The 13649-nt window shown below is 65.3% G+C and carries 11 protein-coding genes; 4 read left to right on the plus strand and 7 right to left on the minus strand.

Features of this window, described 5'->3' with window-relative positions; translation table 11 throughout:
- Window positions 1-32: 32 nt before the first annotated feature.
- The 5 genes from G467_RS16755 to G467_RS0112565 all read right to left on the minus strand — a co-directional run bounded on the left by G467_RS16755 (window position 33) and on the right by G467_RS0112565 (window position 5222).
- The gene (locus tag G467_RS16755) at window positions 33-788 is read right to left on the minus strand and encodes a class I SAM-dependent methyltransferase (protein ID WP_051130476.1); all 756 of its coding nucleotides are present in this window, start codon (window positions 786-788) and stop codon (window positions 33-35) included.
- A 75-nt stretch (window positions 789-863) separates the two neighbouring features.
- Window positions 864-1964 carry a non-hydrolyzing UDP-N-acetylglucosamine 2-epimerase gene (gene wecB, locus G467_RS0112550; RefSeq protein ID WP_026802654.1) on the minus strand — a complete coding sequence of 367 codons (1101 nt, stop codon included), beginning with the start codon at window positions 1962-1964 and terminating at the stop codon, window positions 864-866.
- Window positions 1965-2006: 42 nt separating this feature from the next.
- Window positions 2007-3146 (minus strand): glycosyltransferase, encoded by a 1140-nt coding sequence (locus G467_RS0112555; RefSeq protein WP_022970091.1) that lies wholly within the window; start codon window positions 3144-3146, stop codon window positions 2007-2009.
- Window positions 3143-4333, minus strand: a complete 1191-nt coding sequence (locus G467_RS0112560) for a glycosyltransferase (protein WP_022970092.1) — start codon at window positions 4331-4333, stop codon at window positions 3143-3145. Before G467_RS0112560 ends, G467_RS0112555 begins: the two co-directional genes overlap by 4 nt.
- Before the next feature lie 7 nt (window positions 4334-4340).
- The gene (locus G467_RS0112565; protein ID WP_033397852.1) at window positions 4341-5222 is read right to left on the minus strand and encodes a glycosyltransferase family 2 protein; all 882 of its coding nucleotides are present in this window, start codon (window positions 5220-5222) and stop codon (window positions 4341-4343) included.
- Window positions 5223-5361: 139 nt separating this feature from the next.
- On the opposite strand from G467_RS0112565, the gene pilB reads away from it, so the two are divergent.
- From pilB to coaE, 4 genes are read left to right on the plus strand one after another with little or no spacing between them, the layout of a single operon-like run.
- Window positions 5362-7083, plus strand: a complete 1722-nt coding sequence (gene pilB / locus G467_RS0112570) for a type IV-A pilus assembly ATPase PilB (RefSeq protein WP_022970094.1) — start codon at window positions 5362-5364, stop codon at window positions 7081-7083.
- Window positions 7084-7086: 3 nt separating this feature from the next.
- Window positions 7087-8334: a type II secretion system F family protein gene (locus G467_RS0112575; protein ID WP_022970095.1), complete on the plus strand. Its 1248-nt coding sequence runs from the start codon at window positions 7087-7089 to the stop codon at window positions 8332-8334.
- A 6-nt stretch (window positions 8335-8340) separates the two neighbouring features.
- Window positions 8341-9207, plus strand: a complete 867-nt coding sequence (locus tag G467_RS0112580) for a prepilin peptidase (RefSeq protein ID WP_022970096.1) — start codon at window positions 8341-8343, stop codon at window positions 9205-9207.
- A gap of 2 nt (window positions 9208-9209) precedes the next feature.
- On the plus strand, window positions 9210-9830 hold the full coding sequence (gene coaE / locus G467_RS0112585; RefSeq protein ID WP_026802657.1) for a dephospho-CoA kinase: 621 nt from the start codon (window positions 9210-9212) through the stop codon (window positions 9828-9830).
- On the opposite strand, the gene G467_RS0112590 is transcribed toward coaE, so the two are convergent.
- Window positions 9797-10801, minus strand: a complete 1005-nt coding sequence (locus tag G467_RS0112590) for a Nudix family hydrolase (RefSeq protein ID WP_022970098.1) — start codon at window positions 10799-10801, stop codon at window positions 9797-9799. The genes coaE and G467_RS0112590 overlap by 34 nt on opposite strands.
- A 10-nt stretch (window positions 10802-10811) precedes the next feature.
- Window positions 10812-13544 (minus strand): preprotein translocase subunit SecA, encoded by a 2733-nt coding sequence (secA, locus tag G467_RS0112595; protein ID WP_022970099.1) that lies wholly within the window; start codon window positions 13542-13544, stop codon window positions 10812-10814.
- Window positions 13545-13649: the final 105 nt, after the last annotated feature.

Below are 13649 nucleotides of genomic sequence, written 5' to 3' on the forward strand. Positions count from 1 at the left end.
GCCGTTCCGGTCAGCGCGGCTTTCATGCGCCATCACTCAGCGTCCGCCTTCCTTGCATAGATCATCGCGCCCTGGAAACCGAACGCGTCGTAGAGATCCAGGTGCACGGCGGGAATGCCGGCCGCCTTGAACACGTCGATCAGGGCGTCGAGGTCGTAACAGTGCAGCTGCATCGTCGGCTCGCGCAGCGGTCGGCCGCTGACCAGGTTGCGCAGGGTATTGAGAAAGGGAAAGCGATAGCGCAGCTTGACCAGGGCGCGCACCAGCTTCGGCGCGTCGCAGCGATAGAAGAACTGCAAGGCCACGACGCCGCCGGGCGCGAGATGGCCCAGCAGTTGCGCCACCAGTTTCAGCCCGCGCTCCGGCGCGATGTGCTGGAACACGATGACCGAATGCATGAAATCGTAGTCGCCCGTCAACCGCGACAGCGTGTCGTCGGACTTCACCCAGCGGGCATTGGTGATGCCCTGCGCGGCGCAGTTGGCCTGCGCTTCGGCCAGCATCGAATCGGCAACGTCGATGCCGGTGACTTCCGCGCAGCGCCTGGCCAGAGGAATGACCAGCCGACCGACGCCGCAGCCGAAATCGATGCTGCGCGCGGGCTTGAAATCGCTGTCGAGGTGTCGGCGAATCTTGGCGAAGACCGCCTCCACGTGTTCGTCGCCCGAACGGAAGAATTCGGCGCGATTTTCTTCCGTCAGATTCGACTTGCGGAAGCTCTGGGAACTGAGGACGCCAAAATACGGATCCTGTTCGCCCCATGCCTGCCAATCCTTGTCGGTGCCCACGTCGTCCGTTCTCCTGCGAGGCGCTGCGCGCATCATCCGGCATTCGCGACGGCGAGGCAAAACCGCAGGGCGAATTCAGGACGGGAGATCGGCGTCGGGAAACAGCAGGGCCCGCACCGCCGCGACGATCCGGCCGGCCGCGTGCCCGTCGCCATACGGCGAAACACCGCGCGCCATGTCGGCATAGGCCTGCGGATCGTCGAGCAGCCGCCCCGCGGCGGCCACGATCAGGGCGCGATCGTGACCGACCAGGCGCACTACGCCGGCGTCCACCGCTTCCGGACGCTCAGTCTGCTCGCGCAGCACCAAGACCGGCTTGCCCAAGGCGGGCGCTTCTTCCTGCACGCCGCCCGAATCGGTGAGGATCAAATGGCAGCGCTGCATCGCCGCGACGAAATGCCGGTAGTCGAGCGCGTCGACGAGCACGATGCGCTCGACGTCCGCCAGGCGCTCCCGCACCCGACCGCCCGAATTCGGATTCGGATGCACCGGGAACAGCACTTCGATATCCGGATGCCCTTGCACGAGCTCGCGCAAAGCGGCACAGATTTCTTCCAGCGGCGCACCGAAACTCTCGCGGCGATGCGCCGTCACCAGCACCGTGCGCAAGCCGGGCGTCAGCGGCAAGACCACGTCTTCGCTTCGTGCCACCTGGTAGTGCAGCGCATCGATGACGGTGTTGCCGGTGAGATGGATGGTCTGTTCTGCCACGCCTTCGGCCAACAGATGCCGGCGCGCCGCCTCGGTCGGCGCGAAATGCAGCGTGGCTAGGTACGAGGCGAATACCCGGTTCATTTCTTCCGGGAACGGCAGACGCCGCTGATGCGTGCGTAGTCCCGCCTCGACATGACCGAAGGGAATGTCGCGATAGAAACAGCACAGCCCGGTCGCGAACACCGTGGTCGTGTCGCCCTGCGCGAATACGAAATCCGGCGCTTCGTCTGCGAGCACCTGGTCCAGGCGCGCAATCAGGCGCGAGGTGAGGCCGGCCAGGGTCTGGTTTTCCTGCATGAGGTCCAGATCGAGGTCGGGCACGATGCCGAAATCGGCCAGGGCCTGGTCGAGCAGGCCGCGATGCTGCGCTGTGGCGATGACGCGCACCTGCGCCCAGTTGCTGCCCTGCAGGGCGAGGATGACCGGCGCCATCTTGATGACTTCGGGTCGGGTACCGACCACGCAGAGGATTCGAGCCTTGTTCGCCATGGGTTGCCGGTCTGCCTAGGAGGATCGTGCACGCGCGTCGGGCGCGGGCGGTGTGGAAAGAAAGGCCAGGGCCTGCTGCGCAATCGTCGTCCAGGTCATGTCTTCGGGCACCGAAGGAACGAGACGATGCTGCAACTGGTGGGAAATCGCGCGTGCCAGATCATCGCTGTCGCCGGCGGTGCTGACGCCCTCGCCCAGCTCATCGGCTTGGCGCGGGAAATTACCGACGAAATTGGGCGTGCGGGTACTCACGATTGGCCGCCGGCACATCAGGTATTCGGCGATCTTGCACGAAGCGCCCATGTCCATGAACGGCGAACTGCGATACGGCAGGGCCAGCACATCGCAGGCATTGAGGTAGGCCGGCATGTCGGCATGCGCGACCAGGCCGCGATAGTCGATCCATTCCCGGGTCAGCGGCGTGGCGGGGTCCTGACGTCCGCAGACGAGCAGACGGATCGGCTCGCCGGCCTCGCGCAGTCGCGCCACGGCTGCGATCAGATCGTTCACGCCGCGATCGGCTTCCATGCTGCCGAAATAGCCAATGATCTTCGCGTCCTGAGGCAAGCCCAGACGCGCACGGCAATCGGCCATCGGCAAAGGACGGAACACGTTTTCATCGACGCCATTGGCTACGACCAGATCATGCGCTTCGCTCTGCGCGGTGCGATAGAACGTCGCCAGCGGCGTCGACGGATACAGTCGCCAGTCGGCATGCCGGCGCAGGAATCCGAACAGGTCCCAGCCCAGCGGTCGCACGTAGCCGGCGAACTCGTCGTACTTGTCATAGACATCGAACACGAAACGCGCACCCGACAGGCGGGCGAGCAGCCAGCCGAGCCCGCCGATGTAGCAATCACCACTGGCGACCACGACCGCGGGCCGGAAGCGCAGCGCCCGCGCGGCGCGCACGAACAGGCCCAGGCTCAGCGGCGGACACGAACTCACGGCCAGATCCCCGTCCGTGGCCTCGACGATCTCGCGACCGTGGTAGTCGATCAGCCACAGCCGCACCTCGTGGCCGGCGCGCGCCCACTGCGCGGGCAGACGATAGATTCGGCCGAAGCGTTCGGTCCACGCATCCTTGTTCGTGTAGTGGCGCTTGCCCAGGAACAGGATCTTCTGCCGCGGCGCGGACGAATCGACGCCGCTCATGCGCGGGTCTCCGTCAACGTCGAGAGGATGGCCGCGTAACGCTCGCTTGCTGCCGCCCAGCCGAATGCTTGCGAGGCCCGACTCGCCAAGGCCTGCGCCCGACGCGTGGCTTCTTCGGGCGCCGACAGGGTCGCGATAAGCGCCGTCGCGAGGGCGGCGACATCGTCGGCGGCAACGACTCGCCCGTCGTCACCGATGAACGAGGCCAACGGCGTCCAGGGCGTAGTGACGATCGGACAGGCGCAACCCATGGCTTCCACCAGCACCAGACCGAAGCCTTCGGCGCGATCGAAGGGAGCCGCGAGCACGGCGACGCGCCGATAGTGTTCAGGCAAGACCTCTTGCGGGCAGGGGCCGAGGAAGCGGACGTGTGCCGCGAGTCCCAGCGCCTCAACCTGTTGTTCCAGACCGGCGCGCAAAGGACCGTCGCCGATGAGGTCGAGTCGGGCCTCGGGGATCGCGGCCCGGATCGCCGGCAGGGCGCGGACCAGGGACCCCAGCCCTTTGCCTTCGACCAGACGTCCGACGAAGAGAATCCTCGCGGGGTCGCGTACGCTATCGACGGACGGAACGAAACGCGATTGCAGATCCACCCCCATGGGCGCCACTTGCACGGCGGCTGCGGACAGTCCGGCCTCGAGCAGCGATTGGCGCATCGCGTCGCTCACGACCGTGACCTGGGCGGCACCGGCGAACACCCAACGGCGCAGGCGCGCGGCGAAACCGCCGGTCAGGCGATACAGATCCGAGCCATGCAGCGTCACCAGCAATGGCGGCCGGACGCGAAACGGCAGCAGCGCCAACCGGGCCAGCAAGCCCTGCGGCAACACCCAATGCGCATGCACGGAGGCCGGTCGCCAGCGCCACAGGCTCGCGGTCACCGCGCACCACTGCGCCAGCACGAAACCGGGCAACAGCAGGGTGCGCAGTGGATGCATGCGCAGGTTCTGCAGGATGCCGCCGTCGTAGGCGAGCATTTCCAGGGCGGCGGGTGCATAGCGAAAACGACGGATTTCGACGCCGTCCATGTGCTCGTACGTCGCGGCGCCAGGCGCATGCGGTGCCAGCACGCGCACCTCGAACCGTTCGGCGAGACGCCGGGCGAGTTCGTGCACGAAGGCCGGCCCGGGGTCACCGGGCCAACGCGGATAGGTCGATGTGGTGACCAGCAGCCGGGGTTTGGCCACGGCCGACTCAGTCGCTCTTCGGGCCAGCCTGCTCAGGCGCCCGCGCGGCCAGATAGGTCAGGCCGGTGATCTGTTCGGAGATGAGCCCGATGAGGAACACGATCACCGCTGCGCTCAGCAACAGCGCGCTCATGTTGGTGAAGCGACCGGCGGTGATGTAGGTGTAGGCGTAGTTGCCCAAGCCGAGCAGGGCGAACATCAACGAAGTCGGCAGGAACAGCTTCAAGGGCGAGTACAGCGTGGCGATCTTGAAGATGATCAGCAGAAAACGCAGGCCATCGCGCAAGGGACGGATATGGCTCTTGCCCAGGCGCTTGGCAACCGGAATCGGGTGATAGGCCACGCCATAGGCGCTACGGAAGAACGCCATCGTGATCGTCGTCGGATAGGAGAATCCGTTCGGCAGCAGATGCAGGAATTCCTTGAACTTGTCGGCACGCACGACCCGGAAGCCCGAGGTCAGGTCGGCGACCTGGAAGCCGGTCATCAGGCTGGCGATGCGGTTGTACAGTCCGTTCGCCAGGCCGCGGCCCACGCTGGCCTGACCGTCCCAGCCGCGGGCGCCGACGACCATGTCGTAGCCTTCCTCGAGGCGGGTGATCAGGGCCGGGATCAGGGCGGCATCATGTTGGCCGTCGGCGTCCATGAACATCAGGACGTCGCCGGACGCGGCGCGCGCGCCACGCTTGATGGCGGCGCCGTTTCCCATCGAATACGGCGAGCTGAGCACGGTCGCACCATGTTCGCGGGCCACGGTCGCGGTTTCGTCGGTGGACCCGTCGTCGACTACGATCAACTCGGCATCGGGCAGCAGCGCGCGGATCCCCGGGAGTGTCCGGCGCAGGCCCTCGGCCTCGTTTTTCGCTGGCAGAATCAATGATATGCGCATGGTCCCTCAGCCCCCTCGGCAAGCCACAGGGTATCCTGAACAGGGGGCGGGAGCCACGCCGGGCGGGGGTCGCCGGGTGGTGCTACGCCAGATTAGAAAATTGCGGTAAAGTCCGGGTGCTACTGGGGAAAAGTCCGCCATGAATGTTGCCACCGCAAACCTTGCAGGCATCACCGGCATCACCCGCCGGCTGGTGCTGGACGGCGCCCTGAGCGAGGCCGACGCCCGCAAGGCTCTCGACGAAGCCACCAAATCCAAGAAGCAGGCGCACGCCTACCTGCTTGAGCAACGCCTGGTCACCTCGGCGCAGATCGCTGCGGCCAATTCGGTCGAATTCGGCATGCCGCTGTTCGACCCCTCGGCCATGGACATGCGCTTCTCCGCGTCCAAGGTCGTCAGCGAGGAACTGGTGCACAAGCACCAGGCCCTGCCCCTGTTCAAGCGTGGCAGCCGCCTGTACGTGGGCATCGCCGACCCGACCAATACCCGGGCGCTGGACGAGATCAAGTTCGCAGCCAACCTCACGGTCGAACCGATCCTGGTCGACGAAGAGCGCCTGCGCAAAGCCATCGACGCGGCGCTGAACTCCAGCGACACGATGGATTCGGGCATGGACGACGACGAGGGGCTGGAGAACCTCGAATCGACCGGCGGCGAAGACGAACCCGACAACGCGATGGACACCAAGGGTGGCGACGACACCCCGGTGGTGCGTTTCGTCAACAAGGTGCTGCTCGACGCGATCAAGCGCGGCGCTTCGGACATCCACTTCGAACCCTACGAAAACGACTTCCGCGTCCGCCTGCGCATGGACGGCATCCTGCGCGGCGTCGCCAAGGCACCGGTCAAGCTGCATCCGCGCATTTCCGCGCGCCTGAAGGTCATGGCGCAGCTCGACATCGCCGAGCGCCGCGTGCCGCAGGACGGACGCATCAAGCTCAACATCTCCAAAACCAAGCAGATGGACTTCCGCGTCAGCACCTGTCCGACGCTGTTCGGCGAGAAGATCGTGCTGCGTCTGCTCGACGGCTCGGCCGCGAAACTGGGCATCGACAAGCTCGGTTACGAGGACGACCAGAAACAGCTGTACATGGACGCGCTCGCCAAGCCCTACGGCATGATCCTGGTGACGGGACCGACCGGCTCGGGCAAGACGGTGTCGCTGTACACGGGTCTGAACATCCTCAATACCGAAGAGCGCAACATTTCCACGGCCGAAGATCCGGTGGAAATCCGCGTGCCCGGCATCAACCAGGTGCAGATGAGCCAGAAGAAGGGCATGACCTTCGCGGTCGCCCTGCGCTCCTTCCTGCGTCAGGACCCGGACGTGATCATGGTCGGCGAAATCCGCGACCTCGAGACGGCGGAAATCGCCGTCAAGGCCGCGCAGACCGGCCACATGGTGCTCTCCACGCTGCACACCAACGATGCGCCGCAGACGATCTCGCGTCTGATGAACATGGGCATCGCGCCCTACAACATCACCAGCTCGGTCACCCTGGTCATCGCCCAGCGCCTCGCGCGCCGGCTGCACGATGCCTGCAAGAAGGAAACCCATCTGCCCGACGCCGCCCTGCGCGCGGAAGGCTACCGGGACGACGAAATCAAGGCCGGCATCACCCTGTACGAACCCGGGGGTTGCTCGGATTGCAACGAAGGCTACAAGGGCCGAACCGGTATCTACCAGGTCATGCCCATGTCCGAAGAAATCCAGAAGATCATCCTGGAGGGCGGCAACTCGATGCAGATTGCCGAAGCCGCATTGAGGTCGGGAGTGCGGGATCTCCGCCTCTCCGCCCTGCTCAAGGCCAAGAACGGCGTCACCAGCTTGGCCGAAATCAACCGCGTCACCAAGGACTAAGCCATGGCAACCACGAAAGCCGCCGCCGCGACCGCCCCCCGCGCCAACCCGTTCGAGGTCTTCGTCTGGGAGGGAACCGACAAACGCGGCGTCAAGCTCAAAGGTGAATCGCAATCCAAGAGCGCCAATCTGGTGCGCGCGGAACTGCGCAAACAGGGCATCAACCCGACCATCGTCAAGCCCAAGCCCAAGCCCCTGTTCGGCAAGGCCGGCAAGCGCATCAGCGCGCTCGACATCGCGGTGTTCAGCCGTCAGATCGCCACGATGCTGCAGTCGGGCGTACCGATGGTGCAGAGCTTCGAAATCCTCTCGGGCGGCCAGAAGAATCCGCGCATGAAGGACATGCTCGAGGACATCCGCAACAGCATCTCCGGCGGCTCCAGCCTGTTCGAGTCGCTGGGCCGGCATCCGGTGCAGTTCGACGAGCTCTATCGCAACCTGGTCCGCGCCGGTGAAGGCGCCGGTGTGCTCGACACCGTACTGGACACGCTGGCGACCTACAAGGAGCGCATCGAAGCGCTGAAGGGCAAGATCAAGAAAGCGCTGTTCTATCCGATCGGCGTCATGGTGATCGCCATCTTGGTGTCGGCGATCCTGCTGATCTTCGTGATCCCGCAGTTCGAAGAGGTCTTCAAGAACTTCGGTGCGGAGCTGCCCGCCTTCACCATGATGTACGTACATGCTTCGCGCTTCATGGTGTCCTACTGGTGGCTGGTGCTCGCCATCGTCGCCGGCGCCGGTTTCGCCTTCTTCACGATCTTCCAGCGCTCGGAAAAAGTGCAGCACATGGTCGATCGCATCATGTTGAAGCTGCCGATCATCGGCCAGATCCTGCATCAGTCGGCGATCGCGCGCTTCGCACGCACGCTCGCGCTGACGTTCAAGGCCGGTGTGCCCCTGGTGGAGGCGCTCGAGATCACCGGCGGCGCCACCGGCAGCATCGTCTACAACGAGGCGGTCAAACGCATCGGCAAGGACGTGGCCGTCGGCTACCAGCTCAACATGGCGATGAAGCAGGTCGACGTATTCCCGCACATGGTCACGCAGATGACCGCGATCGGCGAAGAATCCGGCGCGCTCGACACCATGCTGTTCAAGGTCGCGGAATTCTACGAACAGGAAGTCAACAACGCCGTCGACGCCCTCGCCAGCCTGTTGGAGCCCTTCATCATGGTGATCATCGGCGGCCTGGTCGGCTCGATGGTGCTCGCCATGTACCTGCCCATCTTCAAGCTCGCCGCGACGATCTGATCCCGGATGTTTGAATTTCTGTTGTCGAACCCGAAGGCGGCCATCTTGGCCGCCTTCGCTTTGGGCCTGCTGATCGGCAGCTTCCTGAACGTGGTGATCCTGCGCCTGCCCAAGCGGCTCGAATGGCAGTGGAAGCACGACAGCCGCGAGTTGCTGGAACTGACCGAACCTTACGATCCGGCACCGCCAGGCATCGTCATCGAGTCCTCGCACTGCCCGCATTGCGCCCACAAGCTCGCCGCCTGGGAGAACATCCCGCTGCTGAGCTTCCTGGCACTGCGCGGTCGCTGTCGCGCCTGCAAGACGCCGATCAGCTGGCAGTACCCGGCCGTGGAACTCATCACCGGTCTGTTGTTCGCCGCCTGCGTCTGGCGCTTCGGCGTCGGCTGGCCGGCCGGGCTGGGTCTGGTGTTCAGTGCCCTGCTGGTCGTGCTCGCGGGCATCGACCTGCGCACGACCCTGCTGCCCGATCAGCTGACCTATCCCCTGCTCTGGCTGGGCCTGCTGGCGAGCGTCGCCGGCATCTATGTCGATCCCACCGCCGCCCTGCTCGGCGCGGCGGCCGGCTACCTGAGTCTGTGGAGCGTGTATTGGCTGTTCAAGCTGATCACCGGCAAGGAAGGCATGGGCTATGGCGACTTCAAGTTGCTCGCCGCGCTCGGTGCCTGGTGCGGCATCAAGGCGGTGCTGCCGATCCTGCTGATGTCGTCGCTCGTGGGCGCGGTCATCGGTTCGGTCTGGCTGCTGATCAAAGGGCGCGATCGCGCGACGCCGATTCCGTTCGGTCCCTATCTGGCGATCGCCGGCTGGATCCATTTCATCCTTGCCACCGATCTGCTCGGCCTGTTCCTGAAATGGATCGCACCGCACTGACGATGGCGACCTTCGTGGTGGCCATCACCGGCGGCGTGGCATCGGGCAAGAGCGAGCTCGCGCGGCGCTTCGCCGATCTGGGCATTGCGATCGCCGACGCCGATGTCGTCGCACGACAGATCGTCGCGCCCGGGCAGGAAGCCTTGGCGTTGATCGCCGAACGATTTGGCGCCGGCATCCTGCGCGAGGACGGTGCGCTCGATCGCGGCCAGTTGCGCGAACGCATTTTCGCCGACCCGGCCGCACGTCGCGACCTCGAAACGATCACGCATCCGCGCATTCGCCGCGAACTGATGTCGCAATGCGCGGCGGCGACCGGCGTTTACGCGATGGTTGCGATTCCCCTGCTCACCGAGGCCGGTGGCAGAACCGGCTATCCCTGGCTGCAACGCATCCTCGTGGTGGATGCGCCGGAGCAGGTGCAGCGCGCGCGCCTGATGGCCCGCGACCAGGCCAGCCGCGAACTGGCCGAACGCATGATTCGGGCGCAGGCCGACCGGCAACAGCGGCTGGCGCTGGCGGACGACGTGGTCATCAACGATGCGGCGACGGCGGCTCTCGATGCCCCGGTCGCGCGACTGGATGCGCTCTACCGCCGTCTGGCGGCTGCACGCGGCGGCTGAGCGGGCCATAGGCCGCGAATCGCGGCGATGCCCTGGGCGCCGTGACGACGTGCCGTGGCGAGATCCGCCGGACCCAATCCGCCAATCGCATAAAGCGGCAGGGACGCACCTTCGCGCAGGCCCGAGAACGCGCGCCAACCCAGGGGCGACTGCTCCGGATGCGTCGCGGTTTTCGCGACCGGGCCAACAACGGCAAAGTCCAGATCCAGCGCCTGCGCCAATCGCAGTTCTTCCGCGTCGTGACACGAGGCGGCGACCGGCTGGCCGGCCGGCAGTGGCCGGGCCGTCAAGGTGCGCAGCTGCGCGGCGGGCAGATGCAGGCCGCAGTTCAATTCCAGCGCCAACGCCATCTCGCCGTTGATCAACATCTGTGCGCCCTGGCGGTCGCAGCGCTGCTTGACCGCGATCGCCAGCGCACGCAAGGACGCGGCATCGAGGCTGCGAACGCGCAACTGCACGCGCGTCACGCCCGCGGCGAGCGCCGCGTCGATCTGTCGCAGGAACACGTCGGGATCGGCACCGGGTTCCGGCTCGGGGGTAACCAGGCAGAGCGACGCCTGCGTCAGCGCGGCGACCACCGGCCGGTCGGCGGGGGGCATCGGATAAGTGGCCAGCTTGTCGGGCGGCGCCCAGGCCAAGGCCTGTTTCTCCAGGCCCTGGGCCTTGCCAGTGAAACTTCCCACCCGATACACGTCGAGCACGATGCGCTTGTCGGGATAGGCCTGGGGAACGGCGATCAGCGGCTCGGCGCGATCGATGCGGATACCCAGTTCTTCGTGCAGCTCGCGATCGAGCGCCTGCAGCGGCGTTTCGCCCGGCTCGACCTTGCCGCCGGGAAATTCCCAGGCACCGGCCAGGTCCCGCCCGGCAGTGCGCCGGGCCAGCAGAATGCGGCCGCGGGCATCGCTGAGGACACCCGCCACCACATGGATCGCACCATCAGCGGCTAGGCGATGGCGGTCGCCGCCCATCAGCCTTGGCTCAGGACAACTGGCCGTGGCACTGCTTGAACTTCTTGCCCGAACCGCAGGGGCAAGGATCGTTGCGGCCGACCTTGGCACCGCGCTGGGCGAGCACGCCCTCGCCGTCGCCGGCCTGGGCCAAGGCCTGTGCAGCTTCCTCTTCGGAACCGTAACCGCCGGTCTCCGGGTGCTGGAACTGCATGCGACCGGCCTGCGCTTCCAGGCGCTGGCGCTCGGCAGCTTCCATCGCCGCAACTTCTTCCTCGTTGCGGATGCGCACGCGCGCCAGCAGGATGATGACTTCGCGCTTCACGCGGTCGAGCATTTCCGAGAACAGCTCGAAGCTCTCGCGCTTGTATTCCTGCTTGGGCTGCTTCTGCGCGAAACCGCGCAGGTGGATGCCCTGGCGCAGGTAATCCATGCGCGCGAGATGTTCCTTCCAGCTCTGGTCGAGGACCTGCAACATCAGGTGCTTCTCGATCTGACGCATGATTTCCGGACCGATCTGCGCTTCCTTGTCGGCGAAATGCTTGTTCGCCGCTTCGATGACGTGACGGGTGATGCCGGCGTCGTCGAGCTCTTCGCTGGCGGCAACGAACTTCTTGAGTTCGACGTCGATGCCGAAATCGTCGGTGAGCGTGCGCTCAAGGCCGTCGAGATCCCACTGCTCGTCGATCGAGTTTTCCGGCACGTAACGGCGCGTATGCTCGGCGATCACGTCTTCGCGGATCGCGTCGATGGATTCCTGAACAGACTCCGATTCCAGCAGTTCGTTGCGCTGCTGGTAGATCACCTTGCGCTGGTCGTTGGCGACGTCGTCGAAATCGAGCAGATTCTTGCGGATGTCGAAGTTGTGCGCTTCGACCTTGCGCTGCGCGTTCTGGATCTGCTTGGTGACCATGCCGCTCTCGATCACCTCGTGTTCCTTCATGCCCATGCGGCGCATGGCCGTCTGCACCCATTCGGCGGCGAAGATGCGCATGAGGTTGTCTTCAAGCGACAGGTAGAAGCGCGAGGAACCCGCGTCGCCCTGACGGCCGGAGCGGCCGCGCAGCTGGTTGTCGATGCGGCGCGATTCGTGGCGTTCGGTACCGATGATGTGCAGGCCGCCGAGCGCGAGCACTTCGTCGTGATGTTTGTTCCACTCGGCCTTGACCCGCGCCTTGTCGATGTCGGAGGCCTCTTCGCCGAGCGCGTGCAGCTCCGCTTCCAGGCTGCCGCCGAGCACGATGTCGGTACCGCGACCGGCCATGTTGGTGGCGATGGTCACGCCCTTGGCACGACCGGCCTGGGCGACGATCTGCGCTTCGCGTTCGTGCTGCTTGGCGTTGAGCACTTCGTGCGGAATGCCGGACTCGGCCAGCTGGCTGGCCAGCAGCTCGGAGGTTTCGATCGACGTGGTGCCGACCAGCACGGGCTGGCCGCGCTGGTAGCAATCCTTGATGTCCTCGATGACCGCGGCGAACTTCGCCTGGCGGGTCAGATAGACGAGATCGGAATGATCCTTGCGCACCATCGGACGATGGGTCGGGATCACCACGACTTCCAGGCCGTAGATCTGCTGGAATTCGTAGGCTTCGGTATCGGCGGTGCCGGTCATGCCCGAGAGCTTGGAATAAAGACGGAAGTAGTTCTGGAACGTGATCGAGGCGAGCGTCTGGTTCTCGCGCTGGATCGGCACGCCTTCCTTCGCTTCGACCGCCTGGTGCAGACCGTCGGACCAGCGACGGCCGGCCAGGGTGCGACCGGTGAATTCGTCGACGATGATGACTTCGCCGTCGCGGACGATGTAGTCAACGTCGCGCTGGTACAGCGCATGCGCGCGCAGGGCGGCATTGAGATGGTGGACGACCGCCAGGTTGTGGCCGGCGTAGAGGCTGTCTTCGCCTTCGATGATGCCGTCCTTGCGCAGCAGCTGCTCGGCGTGTTCCATGCCGCCTTCCGACAGGTGCACCTGCTTCTGCTTCTCGTCGACCCAATAGTCGCCGTCGCCGTCTTCCTTGGTCTGCTTGATCAGGCGCGGCACGATGCGGTTGGTGCGCACGTACAGCTCGGGCGATTCGTCGGCGGGGCCGGAGATGATCAGCGGCGTGCGCGCTTCGTCGATGAGGATGGAGTCGACTTCGTCGACGATCGCGTAGAACTGGCCGCGCTGGAAACGGTCTTCCTTGGCCAGCGCCATGTTGTCGCGCAGGTAGTCGAAACCGTATTCGTTGTTGGTGCCGTAGGTGATGTCGGCGTCGTAGGCGGCTTTCTTGTCCGAATGCGGCATGCCCGGATACACCACGCCGACGGTCATGCCGAGGAACGCGTAGAGCTTGCCCATCCACGCCGAGTCGCGACGCGCCAGGTAATCGTTGACCGTGACCACGTGCACACCCTTGCCGGCGAGCGCGTTGAGGTACGTCGGCAGGGTCGCGACCAGCGTCTTGCCTTCACCGGTGCGCATTTCCGCGATGCGGCCCGAGTGCAGGACCATGCCGCCGATCATCTGTACGTCGTAATGGCGCAGACCGAGCGCGCGGCGCGAACCTTCGCGACAGACAGCAAACGCTTCGGGCAACAACTGGTCGAGAGTCTCACCGGCGGCAATGCGCTTCCTGAACTCGTCCGTCTTGGCACGCAGGGCGGCATCGTTGAGCTTTTCCAGCTCGGGTTCCAGCGCATTGATGCGGGCGACGTTCTTTTGGAACTGGCGCAGAAGGCGTTCGTTGCGGCTGCCGAAAAGGCGGGTGAGCAGACTGTTGAGCATGGATTCGCCGATGGGAAAGGTGCGGAGTACGCGCCACCCAAACCGGGCCGGCGCCAAATGAAAACGGCCACCCTCGCGGATGGCCGCCTAGTTTAACTTGGGGAC

The sequence above is a fragment of the Arenimonas oryziterrae DSM 21050 = YC6267 genome (genome assembly GCF_000420545.1).
Taxonomy (GTDB): Bacteria; Pseudomonadota; Gammaproteobacteria; order Xanthomonadales; family Xanthomonadaceae; genus Arenimonas; species Arenimonas oryziterrae.